The following is a 22,389-nucleotide window of genomic DNA, read 5'->3' as shown; positions in this document are numbered from 1 at the left end:
GCAAATCAGTCGACGCGAAGGTCGGCGGTACGTAAGGTGCTTCATTACCCTTGGATGGAGGGCCTCGAAGAAAGGCAGTTTAAAGCATTTCTAATTTAACCTGAGGCATATCCGGCAGCCTGAAAGTAGTTTGAACACTCCTGCGGGGAGTACATTGCGCAGATATCGCCAAGGGCTTCGAACACCGAGGTGAATGATCGCGCACTGATGCGTCTGAGGTGAGACTTCAATTTGGAGAAAGCCAACTCAATCGGGTTCAGATCTGGTGAATATGGCGGCAGATAGAGGAACCAGCACCCATGAGCCTTGAGCGCCTCAGCGGCTTCTTTGTTGCGATGGGTCGCGAGGTTGTCGAGAACGACTGCCGTGCCTGGCGCGATCTCGGGGATCAGGACCTTTTGCACATAGGCCGCGAAGGCAGGGCCATCCATCGCGCCTTTGATTACCCAAGGTGCGATCAGAGCCTCATGTGTCAGCCCCGCAATCAGGGTTTGGGTTCCCCAACTGCCGAAGGGCGCATCCATCGTCAGGCGTTCGCCACGCGGAGCCCAACCGCGCAGCCGGGTGAGATTCGTTTTGACCGCTGTTTCATCAAGAAAGACAACGCGTTCCGGCATCCGCGCAATGGCTGGCAAACGGTGTGTGAACCAGTCCTCACGTCGTCGTCTCACCTTGGCACGGTGACGTTCGGTAGCGACCAGTGACTTTTTTTGTGCGTGAACCCGAGGCGCTTTAGCAAATGCCCGATAGCAGAGTGCTGGACCTGCAGTCCGGTTGCATCAGCAAGCGCATCACGCAGCTCAAACAATGTGATATCAGGGTCTTGAGCAATCAACTCTTCGAAAAAACGTAAGCGCCCGATTGTTACCGCCTGCCGCGTGAACTCATACTCTCTTAAGGGCACCTCTAAAAATTGCGCTGACCTTGGCGCTGCTTTATGATTGAGGCGACGGATCGGCACAGGGGATGCAGCCATGGCGCAGATGGGTTTTTTCGATCTTTCCGACCGCTATGCGAGCTTGGATGTCAAGAGGGACCCGCTGGTCGCGATCGACGCCGTGGTGCCATGGGAGGAATTCCGGCCAACGCTTGAGGGGGTTTGGCGCAAACCGGATTCAGAGCGTAAATCGCGCGCGGGGCGCAAGCCGATCGACGCGATCGTGATGTTCAAGGCGCTGGTTCTGAGCGCGCTCTACAACCTGTCGGACGATCAGATTGAATATCAGGTGCGCGACCGGCTGTCGTTCATGAGGTTCCTGGGCCTCGGACTGGAGGACCGTGTGCCGGACGCCAAGACGGTCTGGCTCTACCGCGAGGCGCTGGCTCAGGCGGGCATGGTGGAGGCGCTGTTCAAGCAATTCGACGGCCATCTGGCGCGGCAGGGCTACATCGCGCGGGGCGGACAGATCCTGGATGCGTCCATCGTGCCGGTGCCGAAGAACCGCAACACCCGCGAGGAAAACAAGACCATCAAGAGCGGCGAGGTGCCCGAGGACTGGGAAAACAAGCCCGCGATGCGCTCACAGAAAGACTTGGACGCGCGCTGGACGAAAAAGCACGGCAAGAGCCATTACGGTTACAAGAACCATGTGAATGTGGACCGCAAGCACAAGCTGGTGCGGCGCTATGACGTCACTGACGCAGCCGTGCATGACTGTCAGGCGGTGGATCACCTGCTGATGCGGGGCAACACCGGCGCGGGCGTCTGGGCGGATTCTGCCTATAGGTCCGAGGAGATGGAGGCGAAGCTGCGAGCGCGCAAGCTGACCAGCCACATTCACCGCAAGGGCAAGCGGGGCAAGCCGCTGACCGAACAGGCCAAGGGCAGCAACCGAACCAAATCCACGGTGCGGGTCCGGGTCGAACATGTCTTCGGCGCGCAGACCAACGACATGGGCGGCACGCTGGTGCGCACGATCGGCATGGTGCGGGCCAAGGCGAAGATCGGAATGAAAAATCTTGCCTATAACATGCGCCGCCTCGTCCAGTTGCGCCGCATCAACCCGTGCCCGGCATGAAGACCGGGCAAACCAGCGACCAGATCAGGCCGCAAGGCCGTAAAAGCCAGGCGTGAAAGGCGCCGCGCCGTGACCGTCCCGGGGCGCCAGGCACCAACCGACTGCCTACCTCCCGCTTCTAGCCACACGCACTGCTGTGCGGCTACGAAAATGGTTAAAAATCGAGGTGCCCTTAAGTACTGTTGTTATTGTCGTCGTTACTGACGTCGTATGAGATGGGACGAGCTATGCGTCATGAAGTGATTGTGGGCGTTGAGCGAAGGCGCCGTTGGCGCGAAGAGGAGAAGTTATCGATCCTCGGAAAAGTTGGCTTAAATGGCGCGACGGTCAGTGATGTTGCGCGATGTCATGACATTACACGCCAGCATATCTACCAGTGGCGCCAGGAACTTCGGCGTAAAGGGGTTTTGCCGCGGACTTCGGAGACGGTTTTTCTGCCGCTGCCTTCGCCTTCTTGCGAGGAGCCCGGGCAGTCAAGAGATCGGCAAGACTTGGAGATCGAAGTCGTGCTTGGAAATGGTCGCAAGCTGCGCTGTGCCAGTGATCTCCCATTAGAGCGCGTCCAGCAGCTCATTCGGGCGGTAGAAGCAGCATGATCGGGCCCGGCACCGGCGTTCGTGTGTATCTGGCATGCGGCGTGACGGACATGCGCAAAGGGATCGCAGGTTTGTCCGCTATGGCTCAAGATGTATTGCGCCAGAAGCCCACAGGCGGTGCTGTGTTTGCCTTCCGGGGTCGGCGCGGGGACCGGGTGAAGCTTCTGTACTGGGACGGTCAGGGGTTTTGTCTCTATTATAAAGTTCTCGAACGCGGCCGATTTCCTTGGCCGAGCGCGGAAGACGGTGCCTTGCGTTTGACCTCTGCGCAGCTTGCAATGCTCTGGGAAGGCATTGATTGGCGGCGTCCGGCTTGGGGCGCTCCGCCTGCGCGCGTGGGGTGATTATAGCTTCTGATCTGCTATATTTATATGGTGTTTGCGCCTGAATTTTGGTAATCAGGCGCATGTCCAACCCAGCCAAAAGCTTGCCTAATGATCCTGCCGAATTGAAGGCGATGATCGCGGTATTGCAGGCTGAAAATGCTCAGATCGCGGCGGAAAACGCCAAGATGTCAGCCACGCTGCGGGCCCATGATCAATTGGTGCAGGCGCTGCGCCTGCGGATCGCCAAGTTGCAAAAGCTGGCGTTTGGTAAGTCGTCGGAGAAGGTCGAGCGCGAGATTGAGCAACTGGAACTGGCGCTGGAAGACCTGCTGGTTGCAGTGGCTGAGAAGGACGACACCCCTATCGACGAAGGACTGAACGAGCCAGTTCCAGAGGGGGCGTCAGCCCCTGTTTTGCGCCGCCGCCCGCGTGTGTCTGATGCGACCCTGCGGGAACGCCGTGAGCTTGACCCAGGTGCATGCTGTCCAGACTGTGGGGGCGATCTGCGCGTGGTGGGTGAGGATGTCAGCGAACTGCTCGATATGATCGCAGCCCAGATGAAGGTGATCCAAATCGCTCGGATCAAGAAATCCTGTCGGCGCTGCGAGCGGATGGTGCAAGAACCTGCGCCCAGCCGTCCGATCCCAGGCAGCATGGCCGGGCCGAACCTCCTGGCGCATGTGCTGGTCTCGAAGTTCGACGACCATCTGCCTCTTTACCGCCAGCATGAAATCTTCGAGCGGATGGGGGCCGACATTCCCGAAAGCACCCTCGTAGGTTGGTGCGGCCGCGCCATGAAGACACTATCGCCGCTGATCGAGCGGATCGATGCGGACATCCTGAGCAGCGACCTTCTACACGCGGACGATACCCCAATCCGGGTATTGGACCGTTCCCGAAGAGACAAAGGATTGGGGAAAGGCGTGAAGCAAGGCCGGATCTGGGCCTATGTGCGTGACCAGCGCCCGTGGGCGGGAGCCGCGCCACCTGGCGCTGTCTATCGGTTCGCACCCAACTGGAAAGAAGAGCACGTTCTAAGCCATCTGGCCGATGCCCGCGGCATTCTGCAAGCGGACGGCTACAAAGGCTATGCCAAGCTCTACGAGCCCAAATCCGATGGCCCGCCGCGTTTGCGCGAAGCGGCCTGTTGGGCGCACCTACGACGAGACTTCCACGACTTTTGGACCTCAACCAAGTCCGAGATTGCGCGTGAGGCGCTCGACCAGATCGGTAAGTTCTACGATATTGAGCGCGACATCAACGGCCAGGCCGCAGAGGCCCGCCTTGCGGCCCGTCAAAGGCTGAGCCAACCAAGGGTGGAGGCCTTTTTTGATTGGTCCGAACAGCAACTCCTGCGCATTCCCGGCAAGAGCGATCTGGCCAAGGCCTTCCGCTATGGCCTCAGTCGAAGGGATGCCTTCAGCCTGTTCCTGTCCGATGGTCGGGTAGCCATCGACAACAACCCAGCAGAGCGGGCTCTGCGCCCTATTGGTATTGGGCGAAAGAACTGGCTCTTCGCGGGGGCCGACACAGGTGCGGAAACTTTGGCTCGCGCCATGACCATCATCGAAACAGCCAAGCTAAACGGCCTCGATCCACAGGCCTATCTCGCGGACGTTCTCGACCGCATCCACGACCACAAAATCAACAAGCTGGATGAGCTGCTGCCGTGGAACTGGAAGACGTTGCCACGAGAAGCCAACAGTCAAGCCGCGTAAACTGCGGTACCAATGGCGCGGTTACGAAAAAACCAACATGGGGTGCCAATTTCCCTGACCCTTTTGGACGGCCCTGTACGGCAGGATCAGCCCGGCCCGTCGTTTGGATCTGATGCCGCCATCGTGCGCCCGTTGCTGGCGACAGCTTCAAGCGCGCTGCCGCCGCTCGCCCGCTTAACCCTTCCTCAATATATCTCTGAAACCGCGCCCGAAGCGCTGATGGCAAAGGTGCTGACATAGTTCATCCTCCCAAACAGGATGAATCACAATCAGACCAGTTTGGGAATCCCCGGCGATTCAGGTTTTGTTAGAAGCGCTTTAGGACCCCAAAAGGGGAGCGGGGTGCCCTCGTCTAAATCAGCCCAATCGACGGTTGCCGCTGTCTTAGAATTGTTGCTGCATGGCGTATAGCAATTGTGTCGTCGGACTTAAAACGCGAGATCAAAACTCATTTGTCTGGAAGTCCGGCTTTTCTCTCGCTCCCAAACCCATGAATCAAAAGATCGACGGGAAACGGATAACAGGTCTGCGGCAAAACAAAATACGCGCTTTAGATAAATGTAGCTATCGTCTGCAACACCAGCGCGCCGTGCGTATGTTCTGATGTGCCGATCAACAGCGATTGACTCTATTCCGACCAAGCAAGACATGTAATCGAAAGTCTTTGGACCAACCCCATTGATGGTAAGTAGGAAGCTCTCGAAGTCTTGAGTTACCAAACGACTGCGCAAATCATCAACAGAATTTACAGAGCATCTGTCTGCTGCCCTAACAAGAGCCTCAAAACGTTTGATTTTTGTTTCATGTGTCCAACTTAGAAACGAAGATGTTTCACCCACATCAATTATCTTGATAAGTGCCGCGACGTTGTCTGCGAGGGGAAAGTCTTTCAAAATACGATCAACTCTTGGACGCACCACGGTGGCGTAGTTCAAGCCGGCTTGAAGGATCGAATCCGCAAAAACCGCTCCGATGTGTCCATAAGTTGGGCGGCTCCATGCCGAATCAATCTTGATGCCTTCGAAAGCGGCAAGATTCGCAACCTTCCGAGCTGAAATGAGAATTTCAAAATTATTCACATTTGCAGTCATGCTAAAAGTCCTGTTGCCCGCAGCGCTGTTAGCCTTTCAACGCAATTTGGGCAAGCTCCGCATGGAAGTTTGCTTGCCGCTTGGCACGAAAACGTACGACCAATAGGCACATTCAAGCGCAACGCTTCCAACGCCACATCGGCCTTCGAGGAATAGCGAAACGGCGAAGAAAACCTTACTGAGCCGATGTTTTCGGTAAGCGCGTCCAATCCGTTCAAAAAGTCGGCCGAACAGTCGATCTCTTTCGCATGATTACTGTTGATAAAGCCAGTATAAACTTCAGAGACACCAACTGATTGAGCGCGGGCTGCTGCCGCTGAAAAGAAAAACATTGTTCGGTATGGCACGTACAAATCATCGTCTGAAACGCTGTCAGACCATAAATCCGCCTCGTTCAATAGGCGAGATTTCGAGCCTTTGAAAACACCCGAAATGTCAATTCGTTCTGGAGCCTCTGCGTGGGCAGGCATGACTTCCAGTAATCGCTCCCACTCCGTTTCAACGCAATGCTGACCGTAATCAAAGAAGATGGGCTGAGGAAAACATCCCTTTTCCACGAGTTGGTACGCCACGGTCGTTGAATCCAGCCCACCTGAAGCCAGCAATAGTACGCGCTTCATGTTGATTGCCTCCGAACTTTTGCCAAAATGTCGAACATGCCATTGAGGCATTCATCAAGGTCCGGAGAATAAATGGTGCTTCCACAGATACACATTGTATTTTTGTTTTCTTCCCTCGGATCGAAGGTAACTACGGGAATATCCATTGCAATGGCCATACCAACCTCAACGAGAGTTCCGGGGTCACGATCGAGTGGGACAGCGAATACTGCGGAGCAATCTTTGAGAATAGAGACGTCTTGGCTATAAAAGTGGTGCAGATCACTGAAAGCCGTACCGACTTTAGCCTCGCCGTTCTCCTGAACCGGCCTTCGTACCAAGAAATTATGGTACTCAAGAGCAGCAACCGCGTTATCAACTTCGGGTTTCGCAACGTATGAAAAATCTGGCGCTGCCAAATAGATTTGAAAATTCGGTCTCTCGTGCCAAGTCAATGAAGTTCCGCCCAGTCGCCTCACAACATCAACAGACAGCTTGAAGTCGCGGGATATGTTGCGGCGCAAATCGTCGGGGTAGGTGGTTTGGGCGTAGCGAGTAGCAACCTGCATTCCTCGCAGCGATGCATCCAACAATCCATCGTGTTTCAAAGCTGAGAGTACAGCAGTGAATGCATCACCAACACCTACTGAATTTGTGGTAGGCCCAAGCACCGCCGGTATCCTATGAACTTCGTCGGCTTCCAAATCGAAGAGGCGGCTACCCCCCCGGTTTTCTTTCAAAAGCAGTGCTTTGACCCCGAGACCGGCTGCTGCTTCCAAAAGTGTAGATACGTTACTCGTCGCAGTTTTTAGAAATAAGTCGGAAGACGTTGAGGTCGCAAGAAAATGGAGCTTGCTTCCAAAACTTGCTAACTCGTCCATACTTTCGATCCCGTACGCGAAATCTAATGTAACTTCGGCATCGTCAGAAAGATTCTGGGCAAAAGTACCAAGGTCAAATGAGCCGGGAAAAACGACGATATTCCGATAGTTTTTCAAGAAACTGATATCATCTTCGATCTTGAAGTCCCGATCATCCCTAAGTATGTCTTCATACCCTTGATGACCGACTTCCTGCACATCATTGATGATGAATACATTAGGCGCGCCGGTAATGTCGCTTAGCAGGAAGAACGAAGTGCAACCATGTTTTTGGAGGTACTCTTCTGCGCGGCTTGCAAGGTAGGATGGACATGCGACTGCAACAGAGTATGGAATTCCACAAGCCCAAAGTGCACGCGCTGCGTGGACCAACCCACCTAATCGCATTTTTGGTTCGACACCCAATTTGTTAACGGTGAAGTCAACGCAGACGTCGCCGACGAGAAGTACTTCTGACGGGGTCATTGCGGAGCGTTAGGCACGATATCGACTTGGACTTGCGGCATACCGTCTAAGCTCGATGAACGCACCACACCTGCATAGGAATAACCGTCCGCAAGGCAGGCGGCTATGTAATTTTTCGATGTGGGCAACGCGCCAATGACGAGGCCATCGCCTGTAACAGCAACAACTCTTGTGGAGAGAACAATTTCGAGCACTGTACCCTGAGGCGGAACTCCGTCGGTAGTTGTGAAAAAATCGTAGTCTCCGACGTCTTCCAAACCAACAGTGAATGCTTGGCCGCACTGATCTCCGCCACTGCTTCCTCCTGATGCACCACCGCCATTTCCGGACTGCCCAGAACGACCTGAATAATCGGAAAAGTTCCCTGAACCCGTGCTCCCCATAACCATCCCCTGTGAATCGTATTAAAAAAATGAATTAAAACTCTTGCGAACCTAAAGCGAGTTTCTCAGGACAATCAAGAATTGATTTTGTTTCGAGTAGATGTCGTTGCGCCGTGCCGGGCGGGGCAAGACGTCGGTCACGACCGTATCGTGCGTGCTACTCAAGCAACGTAAACGTACACGCGTATTGGCAGGTGCCTTAGCGGCACGCCCCAAAGCGCCGAAACGAGGGTCACCCGCGATGGATTTCGCTCCCGATTTTTCCGACTCCGACTTCAGTAATTCTTATCATGGCCAACTACCGGGTCCGTACAACAATTCAGTCGCCTCTAAACTATCGATATGAAGGGAAAATGCGCTGGCGAGGGGGAGAACGTTTGGTTTTGCGCTACCCTCACGCGTGCAGCGAGTATTCATTGTTCGTCTCGACTGTCGGGCAGTTCCAGCTGACCCTAATTCGCTACCCCTCTTACATATAGCGAGTGGTTGCTCATAGCACCCGGTTGATCGTCCTGAGTCGTTTTGCAAAGATCAGCGGTAGCTTGTGGAAAATGAAGAGGCAGGGATCAAGTTGCGTCAAACAGCCATCTCTTCAGCATCCGCAGCGATGCCGATCTCGATGGCTTTCGAGTAAAGCGCATTCAGATCGCGGCTCGAAATACCGATCAGGAACTCTGAGTGGTCGTCAGATCCATACCCAGTCTTCTTTGCTTCTAACAGAATATAATCTTCCGCTGCTCGGGCTCCGGCAACTGTGGCAAACTGGGTCGATGACCTCTCGGACCATTTTGCCTCTCCTTGGGTCAGACGACGGTACCGATTTAGGTCGTCAATCCTGTCCTCGGCCTTTCCGGAGCCAACTTTGAATGTCAAACCATGGGCGTCGTAGATCTGCGCGATGTAGAGATCCGTTCCGGGATTGATGTTCGCCGGTTCGCGCATCCCAGCCTTTTGGCGCCAAGGGCGATGAAGTGAACCTTGGAATGGCAGTTTTGCAGCGGCTTCATCCTTTACCTGTTCACGGACATTGAGCGACATAAGGCGGCCGATCTCTTCGGGTTGCATTTCATGGATGCTTGTCGCGCCCTGCATACGCTTGTCCGCGTGGTCAGGAATCAGCGTATCGTTGCTTTCCTGCTCGATAAAAGTCCAAGTCCGCGAAACTGCGATGCCAAAGGGCCAGCGAAACCGCCCGTCTCCTTGCCTATAATGCTCTGACGGTCGCCTCACGTCTGGACGCAAAAACTCGACATCGACCTGCTGGACAGGATCGGCAATCTCGACGGCACCAGCAAGTCGCCCGCGTAACATAGGATCGGATTCTTTCGCATCACTCGTCAGATAGACAACGATGTCTCCAGGCTGAATGTAGCTCAGTATGCGTTGACGCGTGCCTTCGTGGCTGAGGGCCAGGGCGTCGTATTCTGGGATGTCGGGTGCACCCCAAGTCTTGGTCCAATAATACCGGCGGTTCATGCATTCAGCCTCTCGGATCTATTGAAGGGGACCGTAATCATACAAAAGAATAAGGGCCAGAAAAGCCTCCAAGTAATCGGTATTTTCCTGTCCATCAGAATTGGCGCAACCATCGTAAGACCCCTGCGCATTGCAGCAGTTCACCCGAGCGCAGTGACAGCAAGAAGGCCGACCACGTTTTCCGGGAACGCAGGCGGCAATCCTGGTACGCGGTGAACTAAATCTAAGAAGATGTCCGAAGTAGAGAGTGAGCCGTGGTAAAGGCAGAGCTTTCAGGGCTATCGAGCGGAACGGACCATCACGGCAATTGGAGAGTGTCGGATCACCTTGTTGGCAAATCTTCTTTCGCTAAACAAGGTGCTTGAAACGAGGCGCAAAGTACGGCACGTTTCCGGGCACATCCCGGAGTCGGGTAAGGATCACTGTGCAGTCGCGCACAAATTATCCAGTAAAATCAATGGTATTGGTCTATGCGGTGAGCCCCCTACCGCCGGAGCCAATTTTCTGGTAAGCATCTGAGAATAAACACATTTCGTGTTTGGCTCCGATGTTGTTCCCCCGAGTTGGCAGATTTGGTTGCACACGAGGTTGCACATCGGGTTGCCTCTGCTCCTTTTCACCCATCGAAGCAGGCTCTCCGAAACCCGGAGATTGCATGCCCCTCTCGAGTTACCTCTACCAGCAACGCGGACAATACTATTTTCGTCGGCGTATCCCTGAGTTATCCACATCTCGTTCGCCCGTTTTGGTCTCGCTAGGGACGAAAGACCCGAATCTTGCGCTTACATGTGTTGGGATGCTGACCATGGAGTTCGAAAACGTGCTGGATGCGTTTACCTTTGTTCTGGACGAGATCCCAGAAGATCTGCTGCACCGTTACATGAAGGTGCGGTTGACGCAGTCGATTCAGGAATCGCGTCGTCAGCGGCGACTTGAATGGGTCTTGGGCTGGTCCGGTTTTGCCGCTCCGGAAAAACCGTGAGCCTCTCCGGAGCGCATTGGCTTCTCTCTTGCAGAACGGCATTCGAAAAGCGTTTCCGCCAAGCCAAATCAATCCGGAATGGTCGCCCGACATGCTGGCGAACGTTATGCGGTGTCACCAAGCAGAGGCCCATGCCCTCTCGACAACGGAAACGATGACTGCACTCACAGAGGAGTTTACCAGGGCGACAGGAATGTTTCCGGAGTCGATGGAGCATCGCGCTCAAATGAAGGAGGTCTATCTGCAGGCGCGGCTTGCCTCTCTGGACTGCCTCGATACGGACCAGGTGTCTGTTCGTGAAACGCACCAGAGCATGCTCCGCGAGATCGCGAAGCCCGTGTCCCAAGGCTTCCCCATGCAGGAGGCCGCTAATCCGCAAACTGCAACCCGAAAGGTCTCGATGGCCACAGTCTGCGCCACAGGTTCAACCAGTCGCTCAAGACGCGACCAGAGGTCATGAAGGACGTTCGCCTTGATCTCCTCGGGCATGCCGGTGAGAACCCGAACGAAGAGGTTTATGGGGATGTGAATGGGATGCCGTTCGACCTCAAGAAAGCAGCGATCGACCTCTTGCCCGGGGTGTTCTGAATCAGCACAGTTCTTAGTGCCGCCGCCCCAACGATAGGGTCGGGTTCGAACGGGCGATTGGCAACGTGGGCGCCTACCATTACGCAGTATCGATCCGCTTCAGGGGGGGCTTTGACAATGCCACCAGTGAAATTGACCAAATGGTGGCTTTCCCTGCAATGCTTTCGGTCAAGCTAGGTAGCTTCTGCAGCTTCTCGCGGCAGAGGGCAACCCGACGGTTGGATGGGCCAATCTTCTCGTTCTTCAACGCCGATGGTCGTTCTAGGTGAGCGCGATCAGTTTTCGAGACCTATCTTGAGGAATGCACGCAATTTTCCTATTTGGCCCTGTTGCGGACTCTTGATCCGCGGGGAACGCTGATCGTTTATCTAGCAAAACCAAAATCACTCCGAGCGTTGCCCCGAGAAAGGGTCGCCGAAGTATCAGGTGTGGATAACCACGGCTTGAGCTGGGCGCACCAAACCCGCAAGACGCTTAGAAAAGCAGTGTTTTATACGCTTGGAGCTCATTCCACGGCGGTCTCCGAACGGGTCAGCAAACCGCAGAAAAATGGCAGCGGCCTGCCCTCAGCAATGAAGAGAAGCACTAAAATATTTGGCGAACTTTCCGCGCGTTGTGGCACGTTTGGCTGAACCATGGGGCAAGACCTGCATAACTATTTTTGGTTGGCAGGTATCGTGCAGGCCTCGGCACGACCAAATTCGTCATCGTCGGCCTGATCCCCACCATCGCCGCCGACCTTGGCGTCAGCCTGCCCTCTGCCGGCCTATTTGTCAGCCGCTACGCGCTTGGCGTCACCATTGGCGCGCCGGTGCTCACGGCGCTGACCGCAAGCCTGCCGCGCAAGACGTTTCTCTTGGCGTTGCTGGCGCTTTTGATCGTCGGCAACGCCTTTGCCGTCTTCGCGCCGGGTTATGGCAGGTTGATCGCCGCGCGGTTCAGCACTGGGCTGGCACATGGGGTGTTCTTTGCTATCGCCTCGACCATCGCCACCGGTCTGGTGAACCGCGAGAAGAAAAGCTCCGCCATTGCGCTGGTATTCCAGGGTCTGATCGTGGCGCTGGTCACCAGCGTGCCGCTGAGCCCCTAGATCGGGCAGGCATGGGGCTGGCAGTCGACCTTCCTCGGGGTCGTGGCGCTTGGCCTGATCGGGCTTGTGGCCTCAGCCCTGCTGTGCCCGCCAACCTGCCGCAGGGCCGGCCCCCAGTCTTCGCGCACAGGCCCGGGTGCTGACCTCGCCCCGCTTGCTGCTGGTCTATCTGATCACGGCCATCGGTTATGGCGGCAACTTCATCGTCTTCACCTATCTCGCTCGAATGCTCACCGATGTGACCGGGTTCGGCGCGATCAGCGTAAGCGTCATCATCCTGCTCTATGGCGCCTCGGTCGCGGCGGGCAACATCCTCGGCGGCAAGCTATCGATCGCAACGGGCCGGTGCCGGCGCTCACGGTGATCTTCGCGGGCCTGTCTGTAGTGCTGCTGGGCCTCGATCTGGTGCTGACTTCGCCGGTGGCCACGGTGGCGGCGGTCGCGGTCTGGGGCGGCTTTGCCTTCGCCAATATGCCGCCGCTGCACGCCAACGTGGCGCAGATCGCTCCTGAGGTGGCCCGGAAGCAGTCGATGTGGCCGCGGGCCTGCACATCGGCGCCTTCAACCGCGGCATCGCCCTTAGCGCATGGCTCGGCGGGCTGATCGTAGAAGGCATTGGCCTTGCCGCTGCCCCCTATTTCGGCGGGCTGATCGTGGCAATGGGCATCGCGCTGACCCGCCTGTCGGGGCGGCTGAACGCTACTGTAACCCCGCGGCGCACTGTCGCGGCTGAACGAAGGGACATAGCATGACAATTGAACATATCGGCCCCGCAGGGATTCCCGCACTAACTCTAGCACCTTTAAGATGAACGCGGGCGAGGCGCGCGAGATCACCAAAGCGGCGCTGGCCGAAGGCTACCACCATATCGGCATTCGCGTTGAAAACAAAAGCACCGGGTAAAAATGCGCCCAGATGCCTCTTTGGACGTTAACGCTTGCGTTGGGAGCCACTAACGCCGCTCCATCGTTCTTGTATTCAATTCCGCAAGGTCCACCCCTTGTTCGACCGCGAACACCCGCGTTTCTCGCAACCTTTCCGCCGCGCCTGTCAGATGGCTGGCAACGGAGCGCAGCAGGCTTGTGGCGACTGCAGCATCGTTTTCGATCACTGCCAGCAGTTCCTGCGCGCCAATCCGCAGAAATTTGCTGTCTTCGAGAGCGACCAGATTCATCGTGCGGTCTTCGTTCATGATCACGGAAAGATCGCCGATCAGCCGTCCGGGCACGATTTCAGATAGAAGGACATTCGATGTCTCGCTTTCAGGCCAATACAACCCAGCAGAGCCTGACACGCAGAGATAGGCGGCGTCTGCTTTTTGCTCTGCGCTGAAGATTACCTGTCCTGTCTTTGGTTCATACCACTGCGCGCTGAATGCCAGAAGGCGTTGCTGCTTGCGGTCCAATCCCTGGAAAAGCTCAGCTTGGGCGACAGCCCGCAGCTTGCGGTTCAAATCCTTACGCGCGTCTTCGTCCAGTCTTTCGTCATCACGGGTCGCGCCGTCTATGCGGCCATCCTCAATCTCAACGAAAAGGTCATAGTATTCCGGATTAGAGAACTTCTTTTCGATGAAGACCTTGGTCGCATCGGGCAAAAGTTCACTGATCCGTTCCCGCATTTTGGAGCGCATGTCGCTGTCATGATTGGCCATGGCGTTTTGCAGGATCAGAATGTCTGGCTTCTTGATCCCCGCACGGCTGAACGAGATCCGCTCGCGGAAAACGGATGGGATGTTGTCGCCGCCTGGGGTGGTCGGCAGATCGAAGATGCTTTGGGCGACAAGCCCCCTTAGCCCATGTTCATCAAGCACCGCGACAACGATGTCCTCAACCTGCTTTTCCCGGGCACCAGCCAAGCTTGAGATTCTTCCGAAAATTGCATTGCCCAAGACCGACATCACGGGGATGTATTTTTTCGGGTCGATTTTCTCGAATAATCCATCAAGGTCAGTGACCATCTGCGCGGCGCTTTCCCTGCGGATATCAAGAATTCGTTCACGCAAAGCATCGCGGAATGTGGGGCCGATCTGCTCTGCGGAAAACGCAAAAGGCACCGTCAGCATCAGGGCAAAATCCTCTGGTGGCAGCCCAGCATCGCCGACTTCTCGTCGCTTTGTCGCGATCTCACCCAGACGGAGGTACAGTTCATCCGACAGATTAAGACGTCGGAACAGCGGGTGGTTCATATCCTCTGTTCCAAAGGTCGTGGTCAGCCCTTCGATAACCCCCGCCGAAATCTGAGCCAGTTCATCGACAAGCCCATGGCCGCGCAGAATCTGGATGAATTTCTCCTCTTTTGCCAACGATTCCTGAGGGAGCATGCGGGTCGGCAGCGCATAAAGAAGGTTGGTGCCTAGCGGCGAAACCGGGCTGAACTTGGCCGGGTCAAAGGCGTCTACGACATCGTTAAGCCCCGCCTCAGACAGCCGTTTTGCGATCTTTGGGCGAAGCCGGACAATCGCATTCGTCAACTCCCATTGGGTGTGGGGGTCCACGCAAGAGCTTAGGGCGCGCCGCACCATAAAATCGTCGATGCCCATGGCCTCGACCAAGTGAAACCACCAGTCGCGGATTTCGTTTGAGGTGGTCAGACCCGCAAGGCCGGGCTCAATCCAATCCATGCCGAACGGATCGGTACTGTTGCCTGTCAGGGCGGCTTCTGCTTGCCAAAGGGCTATGTCATCCAGAAAGGGTTCAACGGCGACGGGCTTGTTTTTGAAAGGCATCAACAGGTTTTCGCCAATTGTCCCTTGAAAGATATAGGGGGTCGAACTGGCATAACCGATCTTGTTGGCAATAGTGGCTTGATGCAGGTCATTCAGCGCCTGCCCGGCGATCCGCACCTCACCACGAGAGGGGATAACCTCGCGCGTTAGGACATCAGCGAGCGCCAATGCGGCCGTTTCATTCCGGGCTTTGATGGCAATGCGCGCGCCTTTGGGCAGAACGAGGTTGATGTCTTCGAGAACCGGGAAGCCGTTGTCATTCAGCACAGTCACATTGCGCAGTTCAATATCGCCATTTAGATCCGGTAAGGTGTCGGGCGTGCCTTCGAACAATGCTTCGTCTACAATCGTATCTTGGGCGAATTTTTCGGTGACGACTTCCCAACGCAGAGACATATCTTGGGTTTGGTTGTAGTAGGTAAGCACCTCTTTCCACGGCGACGACAGGTCTTTGTAGGCCGCCAATGCCGCGACAAGCGCGCCAACGGTGATTTCCCCGATGATCGCGAGGTATCCCCCGACAGAATAGAAGAAAAATGGCGTCAGCTGATTGATGAAGTTGTTCAAAAACTTCATGAAAAACTTTTTTTTGTACAGTTCTAGGCGGATGCTGAACAAAAAACCAAGCCGGTTGGAAAACAGCGACATCCTGTGGCGCGCGCCACCATTTCTGCGAATGTCGCTGACACCGGCTGCCGTCTCACCGATCTCGGCGGCCAGTTTGCGTACTTCTTGAATTCGGTCTTTATTGAGCAAGCTGACCTGACGCTGCAATCTTGGAATGATCCAGGCTTGCAAGGGGATAAGGGCGATGGACACCAGCCCGAACCAAAAGCTTTGGGCGAAGAGGAACACCAGAATCGTAAGCATCTGCCCGATCTGAAAGACGGGTTGCGAAAGCATATCGCCCATCAAGCCGCCCATCGGCTCGGCTTCTGATGTCACCATAGACACCAGTTCGCCCTGGCTGGTCGAACGGAAGAATGGGCGCGGAAACTTTAGCATCCGGGATAAAAGCTGAAACCTGAACCGCCGCAGCAACCGCTCGGATAGGACACCTTTCATCGTGTTGAGCCGCATTTTCAGCAGCCCGTTCGCCAGTACAGATAGAAGAAACCCGACACAGAGAACCAAGAGAAATTCCACTTGGGTCAGGGTGATCCCCAGAACATCGATATCCGCGCCAGTGCCGCCAATCGCATCGTTGATGATACGCTTGGGCAGCTCTAGCGAGATATAAAGCAACGGAAACGTCAGCAACGTGATGGCCAGCAACACAAACTGGTTTCGTTTGGAGTTTTTCCAGATGAACTGAAAGAGGCTCTTATCCATCAAGGCCATCCGTTATTCGAGGGTCAGAAGTATATACCGATTTTTCCGGCTTAGGGGCAGAGCTGTTTAGCCAAGCGTGCGGGAAGCGGCGTTAGTCATGAAAAACTAAGGCAGGTCAATAGGCTGCCGTAGAAAGTCACAAGGTTTTGCGCCGCCATCCAGCAGCTCGGTCAGGAACTCGCGCGAGAAATCCCAGATCGCTTTGTCATGAACCAGATGGTGACTGAGAAACCCCAAGGGTTCAGTGTCATCCGCCCGCCCCGCGCGCCGGTCTTGCAAGAGCGCGACCGTCTTAGCGATCACCTCGTTCGGTGGCACCAGCCCCCCGCCTGCGCGCCAAGCGATCGGGTCGACATGCGTGTTGATCTGTACCAGCCCCGCTACGTGTCGGGCGCGGCGGGGCGTGAAGGTCGAAAGCGCCACATAGCCTTGCGCGGCGAGGCCCGCTGTCACTTCTGCGTCAATCCGGTTCCACGGCGGGACGAACATCGCCAGCATATCGTGGCCGAAAAGCTGCCGCATGCGCGCCAAACCGGCCTGGGTTTTGGTGCTTGCATCTGGGTGTGGGTGGCCAAACTCAGCCTTCTTAGACCCCTCTGGCGCAAGATTTTCATGCGCCCAGCCATGGACGACGGGGATCATGGAACGCCTGTCTTTTGCAATCTCGGCCAGCGCGGGCGTGGCTGTTTTGGGGATCACGGCAATATGTACGGGCAGGCCGATTTCTTCGCTGATCCCCAACAGCTTGTGCAAAGCGGGGGTGGGGGCGGTTGCATCATCGTCCCGCCACCAGATCGGCAGGCTCAACCCCTCCGCGCGATAGCGAGCCAGTTCCGTCCTCAAGGGGGACCAGTCAACCGTCACGCTGTCTGTGCCCGCATCATCGCAACATGCCGAACAGTCTCAGCCGCCCCATCGAAACCGGTCCTCACCCCTGCGCGTTCGGGCAAAGGCGCAAGACGGCTAAGTGCGTTTAGCAAGCTGTCGGGCGTCAGGTCGCCACTGGCCAGAACCTCAATGCCCGGCAATTGGGCCAGCGCGTTTGCCCGGATGGTTTGCTCAACCTCTGCCCCTGCATCGAAGGGGATGAAAACGGTCTTGCACCCGGCCTGCAATACGTCGATCGCGGTGTTATATCCGCACATCGAAACCGATGCTGCAGCATGAGGGAGCAGCGACCGAAAATCAGGCCGTGCGGCTTCAATAATGACGTTGGCAGGCGCGTCTGCGCGCCATTGGGCGATGCGTCGGTCTGCCTGTGCCCCACCAATCAACAATCGCCATACCCGCCCGCCGCTCAGGGCAGCGCGCAGAGCCGCAAGAAAGATATGCGCGCCAACGTCGCCGCCCCCCGCGCTGACGATGATTTCATCTTTGCCGACCTGTTCGCTGTGCCGAGCGGCGGCGGTTGGAGCGATGAAACCTGTGTAATGCAGCTTTGTACGTAGGCCATCGGAAACAGGCCAAGATGCGTCAAGCTTCATGACCTGCGGGTCGGCATGAACCAAAACCGCATTATAGAACCGGTCAACAATGTTATGCGTTTTTTCAGCTTTTTCCGGTGATGAGGGCGGCGCCAAGATGTCGCGCACCGAAGCACAAATGAGCGGGCGGTCGGCCCGCGCATCGGCTGCTTCAAGCAACGCGGAGAATTCGGGGCGTAGAATGCGGCGACCGAAGGGGAAGAGTTCGGTTATCAAAACATCGGGGCATAGTTGCTCAAATTCGTCGAGTATCTGGGCCTTGCGGGCATTCAGCAATGCAGGATCAGCCGGAGTGCCATCTGCGTCCAGCAGCCGGGAGAAATTCACGCCATCCGACCGCAGCGGGGGGAGTTGTAAGAGGGGCACATCGCCGCGATCGAGCAAAGGTACCGGCATGCCGCCCGAGACGACAGTAACCGCGTGCCCCGCATCCTGAAACGCGCGGGCAAGGTTCAATGCGCGGGCCAGATGGCCCGTTCCTAGCAGATGGGTGACGACGATCATCACGTTCATAAGGCACGCTCCACAAGGCGGGTGAAACCGTCCTCAAGCTGCCAGCTGCCCTTTGCAATGTGTATGGTATAGAGCCGATTGCGCTTGATCTGAAACGGGGCCGGGCCGTCGAAATCCCAGCCCGTTGCCTGCGCGATCAAGACACGCATCACACCAATATGGCAGACCGCAAGCGCGTCTTCCGTCAGTGCCTCTGCCCAACGGTTCAGGCGGTTTTTCACGTCTGTTAGGCGCTCGCCCCCCGGCGGGGAAAACTGCCAGCCCCAGTCCTCAATGTGGCGAAACCCGGAAGTGGTGTCTGCGAAGAGGTCATGGCTCTTGCGTCCTTCCCAGTCTCCGAAATCCATCTCAATAAGAGCTGGATCAGTCACTGGGTGTTGGTCGCTGACAATCTGGGCCGTTTCAAAGGCGCGGGCCAGCGGGCTTGACCAGACCTTTGCGCTGTCCCATGGCGCAGGCAGGCAAAACCCTTGCAATTGCGCGCGCGCCGCATCGTCGAGCGGCACATCCGTCCGGCCTTGTATCCGCCCCTCCCGGTTCCAAGGGGTATGCCCATGACGCAAAAGTGCCAAACGGGGCATCAGGCGACCCCCACGCTGGCAAGGCCTCGCGTCAAGGTTGCAACGGCAGTGGGCAGCAGGTGATTTTCGGCCACGTGTTTGTGCGCGGCACGTCCTGCAATACGGCGGGTTTCAGGATCATCTAACAGACGCGACAGATTGGCGGCGAGGGCTACGGGGCCATCTTCTGCGGATGGATAATTTCTGTGTGCCAGCACCTCTCGCACACCGGGGCGATCCTGTGCCACAACCGGCAGCCCTGCGGCCTGAGCCTCAAGATAGACAAACCCAAAGGCTTCGTTCACCCCCGGCCAGAAAAGCAGTGACGCACGGGCATATGCCGCGTCGAGTTCTGCGGCGTTTAGGTTGCCAAGGAAAGTCACCTTCTTGCCAAAGGGGGCCATCAGGGCCATTACCTCATCCCGCGCGGGGCCATCACCTGCAATTTCAAGCCGCCAAGTATCATCCGGCAGCAGCGCCAGTGTCTGGGCGATGATGCGGTAGGAGGCGATCTTGTCGCCTTGACGCATCATGCCCACGCTCAGCATCGGGCCATCTGGGGCAAAGGGTGCGGCAGGCAGGGTGTCACCTGTCAAAAAGGGGGCCAAGTGGATCAAATTCTGCGCAGGCGGCGCGTCTTTCCGCAGGGCTTCGGCATCGCGGGCGGTAAGATAAAAGATAACATCCGCCAGATCGCAGGCGCGTTCGGCGGCCATTGCATACTGCGCCCACGGCCCGCTAAGCCGCTTGGCCGCGCGGGTGGCTTCGACAAGCACATAAGGAATGCCAAGCGCCTGTGCCACCGGCCCGCCGATCAAGTCAGGGGCTTTGTAGTAGGTGTGGTAGGTGATCCACGCGCGCCAACCTTCGGCATGGCCGCGTGCGATCAGGGCGGGCAGGGTGGCATCCGCCTCTGCCATGATCCGCTGTTGTTGCGCCGCATCGCCTTTGCCGTCGCGGCTGCGTAAGCGGCTGGCAAGGATGACGTTATGCCCCGCGCTTTCTAGCGCCCGGATCAGCGCGCGCGCCATTGTGCGATCACCAGACGGCACCGGATGGTCCGGTGGCTTCATCGGCGCATAAAAGGCGAGGGTCATTCGGTCGCTTGGCCTAGCATGGCCCGCAGACGGTGATCAAGCTGTGCAATGCCGGGCGCCATGGTGAAGTCTTGGATCAAGCGCCGATGTGCAGCCTCGGCCAGACGGGGCCCGGTGGAAGGGTCGGCGGCAAAGGCGGTGATGGTCTGTGCCAGCAAGATCGGGTCGTCGCTGCGCAGCAACCCGTGGGTGCCATCCTCAATGAACTCTGGAATGGCGGAAACCGGCGTGCTCAGAATAGGGAGTTTCTGGCTTGCGGCTTCCATCAGGACATTCGGCAGACCATCCCGATCGCCATCTTCGGCCACCCGAGACGGAAGAACGAACAGGTCATGGGCGCGCATCGCTTCAATCACCTCAAGTTGGTCACACGCGCCCCGCCACGTGATACGGTCTGCGACACCCCGGTCGGCGGCGCGGTCGCGCATCTGCACATCCAGAGTGCCACCGCCGATATGGGTCCAATGCCAATCAAGGGTGCCCCGCAGCAGCGCAAGCGCATCGATCAGATTGTCAAAGCCCTTCTTTTCCACCAGCCGACCGACTGACATCAACCTGATTGGGCTGTCATCCGTGCGCATAGCGCGATCTGGCGGGTCAGGAAAACGGGCAAGGTCCAACCCGTGATACACAAGGCTGACGCGGCTCGGAGTGTCGGCCAACCCTTGCAGGTGCTCTGCTCCGAAACCAGTACAAGTCGCGCCGAATGTCGCGCCATAGTGGTCCGGCGACAGCTTCTCGCGCAACTCCCATTCAGGAGAGGTCCAGATGTCCTTTGCGTGAGCCGAAAAAGACCACGGCAAGCCACGCAGGATCGACACATAGCGCGCCACCGATGCGGGCGTGTGCAGGAAATGCGCATAGAGACCAGCGACATCATGGCCCATCTCATGTGCCATGACGCAGGCCTGCCCCCAGCGTCGCCGCCGGTTTGGCGTGTCATCGCGGGCGACGTCCCGAGCATAGGCCTCGGCGGCAGCATCAAAACCGGGCAGGGCGACTGCGGCGCCGATGGCCTCTGCCACCCGGCGCGGCTCGTCTCGGAGGTATTCCGGCAGATAGCGCACTGGCGCCTGCAAGCGGGCATGGAGCGGATGTGTCTTTACATCCGTGGGGTGGCGCAGCGACCAGATGTCCAGTTCAAGGCCCGCTTCCTCCAACGCCACAAGTTCTTGCGCGATGAAGGTTTCTGAAAGGCGGGGCCATCCTTTGACGACGACGGCAAGGCGGGGCTGGGTCATCGTGGCTCTCTTTTGCTCATCAGCGCATCGGCCCGCGCGATCACTGTCTCAAGCCCGCCGAGCACATCATTGGCCCCGGCCTCAGAGGGTTTGCCCTGCTGCGGCAGATTGCGGATCGCATCAATCATGGTCTGCGGGGTCATGCCGTCACGGGTCTCGTCCAGCATCCGCACCAGACCCATCTCCTCGGCCCGGCTGGCGCGCAGCCATTGTTCGAGACGTGGGGTGGTGCGCGGCACGATCACGGCGCGTTTGTCAAAGGAAAGCACCTCGCAAAAGGTGTTGTAGCCGCCCATGCTGATCACGCCCTCGGCGCCGACAAAGAGGCCTTCGATATGCCTGTCAAAGCCGATTGCCGTGACCCGCCCGCCCAGTTTGGCGACCCGCGCCTCAAAGCCTTCGCGCAGATCGCCTGACAGGAAGGGCCCATAGACCAGCACGGCGTTTGGTTTCAAGGTCGGGTCTTGCTCATAAGCCGACAAGACAAGCGAGACCATCGCGGCCCCATCGCCGCCGCCGCCGGGGGTGATCAGCACATAGGGGGTCGCGGGGATCTCTGCCTCATCCGCGATCTCGCGCCGAAGATAGCCGGTCCAATGCATTCGCGCTCGGGTTTCTTTCGACAGCGGCAAGCCTTCGGTCGGGTCATACATCTCGCGCATGCCGTAAACCCAGATCTCGTCATAAAGCTCCTCGGCCGCACGCACTGCGCCTTTACGCTCCCATTCGGCGGCCAAGGCGGTCGGTTCGTCCAACACATCGCGCAGCCCTAGAACGCAGTGGGTCTGACCCCGCTGGCGCAGCACCTCAAGCGAAGGCAGCAATTCGCCGCGAAACCCTGTTGGTTCCTTGTCCACCACCAGTAGGTCAGGCTCGTAGCGTTCGATCGCGGCCTGTATCAGACCTGCGCGCAGTGAGGTCGTGTCGTCGATGCCGGTGCCGAGGGATTGGCTGATGTAGCTGCCATCGGGCAGTTTGGTCACCCCCGGCAGACGGATGTGATCGACACGTTCGGGAAAGGTGAAACGCCCGGCCACTGGAGAACCCGTCAAAATGATCGCCGAGGCGCGGGGAACACTTTGCGTCAGCGCGGTCGCCAAGGTGCGAGAGCGGCGCAGATGGCCCAGCCCAAAAGTGTCGTGGCTGTAGAACATGATCCGGCGCGGCGGCAAGTCTTCACGGTGATGTTGGGCAGCCTCTTGGTCCGCGCGTTTATCCATCTGA

At 57.3% G+C, this 22,389-nt stretch carries 24 protein-coding genes; 9 read left to right on the top strand and 15 right to left on the bottom strand.

The genetic code is table 11. The annotated features are described in order from the left end of the window. Positions 1-95: 95 nt before the first annotated feature. Together R1T45_RS17665 and R1T45_RS17660 are read right to left on the bottom strand one after the other, a co-directional pair. Positions 96-671: an IS630 family transposase gene (locus tag R1T45_RS17665; RefSeq protein WP_317389753.1), complete on the bottom strand. Its 576-nt coding sequence runs from the start codon at positions 669-671 to the stop codon at positions 96-98. Continuing rightward, positions 668-976, bottom strand: coding sequence for a hypothetical protein (locus tag R1T45_RS17660; RefSeq protein WP_317389752.1), 309 nt, complete (start codon positions 974-976; stop codon positions 668-670). Before R1T45_RS17660 ends, R1T45_RS17665 begins: the two co-directional genes overlap by 4 nt. Between R1T45_RS17660 and R1T45_RS17655 the strand changes: the two genes are divergently transcribed. From R1T45_RS17655 to tnpC, 4 genes are all read left to right on the top strand, one after another. After that, a complete protein-coding gene (locus R1T45_RS17655; RefSeq protein WP_317389285.1) occupies positions 975-2,018 on the top strand; it encodes an IS5 family transposase in 1,044 nt (347 codons plus the stop codon). The genes R1T45_RS17660 and R1T45_RS17655 overlap by 2 nt on opposite strands. 227 nt (positions 2,019-2,245) lie before the next feature. Beyond that, complete coding sequence (locus R1T45_RS17650) at positions 2,246-2,614, top strand: transposase (RefSeq protein WP_317389751.1); 369 nt, start codon at positions 2,246-2,248, stop codon at positions 2,612-2,614. Then, complete coding sequence (gene tnpB, locus R1T45_RS17645) at positions 2,611-2,958, top strand: IS66 family insertion sequence element accessory protein TnpB (RefSeq protein WP_209274002.1); 348 nt, start codon at positions 2,611-2,613, stop codon at positions 2,956-2,958. The genes R1T45_RS17650 and tnpB overlap by 4 nt, the downstream gene beginning before the upstream one ends. A 62-nt stretch (positions 2,959-3,020) precedes the next feature. After that, positions 3,021-4,658, top strand: coding sequence for an IS66 family transposase (gene tnpC, locus R1T45_RS17640; RefSeq protein ID WP_317389750.1), 1,638 nt, complete (start codon positions 3,021-3,023; stop codon positions 4,656-4,658). Here tnpC and R1T45_RS21030 read toward each other — a convergent pair. From R1T45_RS21030 to R1T45_RS17615, 6 genes are all read right to left on the bottom strand, one after another. Next, positions 4,585-4,896, bottom strand: coding sequence for a helix-turn-helix domain-containing protein (locus R1T45_RS21030; protein ID WP_411041346.1), 312 nt, complete (start codon positions 4,894-4,896; stop codon positions 4,585-4,587). The two genes, tnpC and R1T45_RS21030, sit on opposite strands and share 74 nt — an antisense overlap. A gap of 190 nt (positions 4,897-5,086) precedes the next feature. Then, a complete protein-coding gene (locus R1T45_RS17635) occupies positions 5,087-5,749 on the bottom strand; it encodes a hypothetical protein (RefSeq protein ID WP_317389749.1) in 663 nt (220 codons plus the stop codon). Beyond that, complete coding sequence (locus R1T45_RS17630) at positions 5,746-6,369, bottom strand: 7-cyano-7-deazaguanine synthase (protein WP_317389748.1); 624 nt, start codon at positions 6,367-6,369, stop codon at positions 5,746-5,748. Before R1T45_RS17630 ends, R1T45_RS17635 begins: the two co-directional genes overlap by 4 nt. Beyond that, entirely contained in the window at positions 6,366-7,694 is a 1,329-nt protein-coding gene (locus R1T45_RS17625; protein WP_317389747.1) for a nucleoside 2-deoxyribosyltransferase, read from the bottom strand. The genes R1T45_RS17630 and R1T45_RS17625 overlap by 4 nt, the downstream gene beginning before the upstream one ends. After that, positions 7,691-8,077, bottom strand: a complete 387-nt coding sequence (locus R1T45_RS17620) for a hypothetical protein (RefSeq protein WP_317389746.1) — start codon at positions 8,075-8,077, stop codon at positions 7,691-7,693. The genes R1T45_RS17625 and R1T45_RS17620 overlap by 4 nt, the downstream gene beginning before the upstream one ends. Positions 8,078-8,653: 576 nt before the next feature. Further along, positions 8,654-9,553 carry a hypothetical protein gene (locus R1T45_RS17615; protein WP_317389745.1) on the bottom strand — a complete coding sequence of 300 codons (900 nt, stop codon included), beginning with the start codon at positions 9,551-9,553 and terminating at the stop codon, positions 8,654-8,656. A gap of 547 nt (positions 9,554-10,100) precedes the next feature. Between R1T45_RS17615 and R1T45_RS21025 the strand changes: the two genes are divergently transcribed. From R1T45_RS21025 to R1T45_RS17590, 5 genes are all read left to right on the top strand, one after another. Then, positions 10,101-10,535 carry a DUF6538 domain-containing protein gene (locus tag R1T45_RS21025; protein WP_348409828.1) on the top strand — a complete coding sequence of 145 codons (435 nt, stop codon included), beginning with the start codon at positions 10,101-10,103 and terminating at the stop codon, positions 10,533-10,535. 456 nt (positions 10,536-10,991) lie between these two features. Continuing rightward, the gene (locus R1T45_RS17605) at positions 10,992-11,123 is read left to right on the top strand and encodes a hypothetical protein (RefSeq protein WP_317389743.1); all 132 of its coding nucleotides are present in this window, start codon (positions 10,992-10,994) and stop codon (positions 11,121-11,123) included. Between the two features lie 661 nt (positions 11,124-11,784). Beyond that, positions 11,785-12,213 (top strand): MFS transporter, encoded by a 429-nt coding sequence (locus R1T45_RS17600; protein WP_317389742.1) that lies wholly within the window; start codon positions 11,785-11,787, stop codon positions 12,211-12,213. A gap of 136 nt (positions 12,214-12,349) precedes the next feature. Continuing rightward, positions 12,350-12,577 carry a hypothetical protein gene (locus R1T45_RS17595; protein ID WP_317389741.1) on the top strand — a complete coding sequence of 76 codons (228 nt, stop codon included), beginning with the start codon at positions 12,350-12,352 and terminating at the stop codon, positions 12,575-12,577. Positions 12,578-12,746: 169 nt separating this feature from the next. Then, positions 12,747-12,965, top strand: a complete 219-nt coding sequence (locus tag R1T45_RS17590; protein ID WP_317389740.1) for a hypothetical protein — start codon at positions 12,747-12,749, stop codon at positions 12,963-12,965. Between the two features lie 200 nt (positions 12,966-13,165). Here the strand turns inward: R1T45_RS17590 and R1T45_RS17585 are convergent, their stop codons facing one another. The 7 genes from R1T45_RS17585 to R1T45_RS17555 all read right to left on the bottom strand — a co-directional run bounded on the left by R1T45_RS17585 (position 13,166) and on the right by R1T45_RS17555 (position 22,385). Continuing rightward, positions 13,166-16,270, bottom strand: a complete 3,105-nt coding sequence (locus tag R1T45_RS17585; RefSeq protein ID WP_317389739.1) for an ABC transporter transmembrane domain-containing protein — start codon at positions 16,268-16,270, stop codon at positions 13,166-13,168. A 105-nt stretch (positions 16,271-16,375) separates the two neighbouring features. Then, on the bottom strand, positions 16,376-17,113 hold the full coding sequence (locus R1T45_RS17580; protein WP_317389738.1) for a polysaccharide deacetylase family protein: 738 nt from the start codon (positions 17,111-17,113) through the stop codon (positions 16,376-16,378). Positions 17,114-17,130: 17 nt separating this feature from the next. Then, entirely contained in the window at positions 17,131-18,267 is a 1,137-nt protein-coding gene (locus tag R1T45_RS17575; RefSeq protein ID WP_317389737.1) for a glycosyltransferase family protein, read from the bottom strand. After that, positions 18,264-18,848 carry a histidine phosphatase family protein gene (locus tag R1T45_RS17570; protein WP_317389736.1) on the bottom strand — a complete coding sequence of 195 codons (585 nt, stop codon included), beginning with the start codon at positions 18,846-18,848 and terminating at the stop codon, positions 18,264-18,266. The genes R1T45_RS17575 and R1T45_RS17570 overlap by 4 nt, the downstream gene beginning before the upstream one ends. Beyond that, on the bottom strand, positions 18,848-19,924 hold the full coding sequence (locus R1T45_RS17565; protein ID WP_317389735.1) for a glycosyltransferase family 4 protein: 1,077 nt from the start codon (positions 19,922-19,924) through the stop codon (positions 18,848-18,850). Before R1T45_RS17565 ends, R1T45_RS17570 begins: the two co-directional genes overlap by 1 nt. Then, on the bottom strand, positions 19,921-21,165 hold the full coding sequence (locus R1T45_RS17560; RefSeq protein WP_317389734.1) for a glycosyltransferase family 4 protein: 1,245 nt from the start codon (positions 21,163-21,165) through the stop codon (positions 19,921-19,923). Before R1T45_RS17560 ends, R1T45_RS17565 begins: the two co-directional genes overlap by 4 nt. Beyond that, positions 21,162-22,385 carry a glycosyltransferase family protein gene (locus R1T45_RS17555; RefSeq protein ID WP_317389733.1) on the bottom strand — a complete coding sequence of 408 codons (1,224 nt, stop codon included), beginning with the start codon at positions 22,383-22,385 and terminating at the stop codon, positions 21,162-21,164. The genes R1T45_RS17560 and R1T45_RS17555 overlap by 4 nt, the downstream gene beginning before the upstream one ends. Positions 22,386-22,389 lie beyond the last annotated feature (4 nt).

This window comes from Sulfitobacter sp. LC.270.F.C4, assembly GCF_032922545.1.
Taxonomy (GTDB): domain Bacteria; phylum Pseudomonadota; class Alphaproteobacteria; order Rhodobacterales; family Rhodobacteraceae; genus Sulfitobacter; species Sulfitobacter profundi.
The sequence above is the reverse complement of the archived record's forward strand: the minus strand, read 5'-3'. Positions and strand labels throughout refer to the sequence as shown.

Excerpts from the sequence above, each read along its gene's own strand:
- R1T45_RS17655 (WP_317389285.1), top strand. The coding sequence starts at position 975 with ATGGCGCAGATGGGTTTTTTCGATCTTTCCGACCGCTATGCGAGCTTG.
- R1T45_RS17660 (WP_317389752.1), bottom strand. The coding sequence starts at position 976 with ATGGCTGCATCCCCTGTGCCGATCCGTCGCCTCAATCATAAAGCAGCG.
- R1T45_RS17650 (WP_317389751.1), top strand. The coding sequence starts at position 2,246 with ATGCGTCATGAAGTGATTGTGGGCGTTGAGCGAAGGCGCCGTTGGCGC.
- tnpB (WP_209274002.1), top strand. The coding sequence starts at position 2,611 with ATGATCGGGCCCGGCACCGGCGTTCGTGTGTATCTGGCATGCGGCGTG.
- tnpC (WP_317389750.1), top strand. The coding sequence starts at position 3,021 with ATGTCCAACCCAGCCAAAAGCTTGCCTAATGATCCTGCCGAATTGAAG.
- R1T45_RS21030 (WP_411041346.1), bottom strand. The coding sequence starts at position 4,896 with ATGTCAGCACCTTTGCCATCAGCGCTTCGGGCGCGGTTTCAGAGATAT.
- R1T45_RS17635 (WP_317389749.1), bottom strand. The coding sequence starts at position 5,749 with ATGACTGCAAATGTGAATAATTTTGAAATTCTCATTTCAGCTCGGAAG.
- R1T45_RS17630 (WP_317389748.1), bottom strand. The coding sequence starts at position 6,369 with ATGAAGCGCGTACTATTGCTGGCTTCAGGTGGGCTGGATTCAACGACC.
- R1T45_RS17625 (WP_317389747.1), bottom strand. The coding sequence starts at position 7,694 with ATGACCCCGTCAGAAGTACTTCTCGTCGGCGACGTCTGCGTTGACTTC.
- R1T45_RS17620 (WP_317389746.1), bottom strand. The coding sequence starts at position 8,077 with ATGGGGAGCACGGGTTCAGGGAACTTTTCCGATTATTCAGGTCGTTCT.
- R1T45_RS17615 (WP_317389745.1), bottom strand. The coding sequence starts at position 9,553 with ATGAACCGCCGGTATTATTGGACCAAGACTTGGGGTGCACCCGACATC.
- R1T45_RS21025 (WP_348409828.1), top strand. The coding sequence starts at position 10,101 with ATGTTGTTCCCCCGAGTTGGCAGATTTGGTTGCACACGAGGTTGCACA.
- R1T45_RS17605 (WP_317389743.1), top strand. The coding sequence starts at position 10,992 with ATGAAGGACGTTCGCCTTGATCTCCTCGGGCATGCCGGTGAGAACCCG.
- R1T45_RS17585 (WP_317389739.1), bottom strand. The coding sequence starts at position 16,270 with ATGGATAAGAGCCTCTTTCAGTTCATCTGGAAAAACTCCAAACGAAAC.
- R1T45_RS17575 (WP_317389737.1), bottom strand. The coding sequence starts at position 18,267 with ATGAACGTGATGATCGTCGTCACCCATCTGCTAGGAACGGGCCATCTG.
- R1T45_RS17570 (WP_317389736.1), bottom strand. The coding sequence starts at position 18,848 with ATGCCCCGTTTGGCACTTTTGCGTCATGGGCATACCCCTTGGAACCGG.
- R1T45_RS17565 (WP_317389735.1), bottom strand. The coding sequence starts at position 19,924 with ATGACCCTCGCCTTTTATGCGCCGATGAAGCCACCGGACCATCCGGTG.
- R1T45_RS17560 (WP_317389734.1), bottom strand. The coding sequence starts at position 21,165 with ATGACCCAGCCCCGCCTTGCCGTCGTCGTCAAAGGATGGCCCCGCCTT.
- R1T45_RS17555 (WP_317389733.1), bottom strand. The coding sequence starts at position 22,385 with ATGGATAAACGCGCGGACCAAGAGGCTGCCCAACATCACCGTGAAGAC.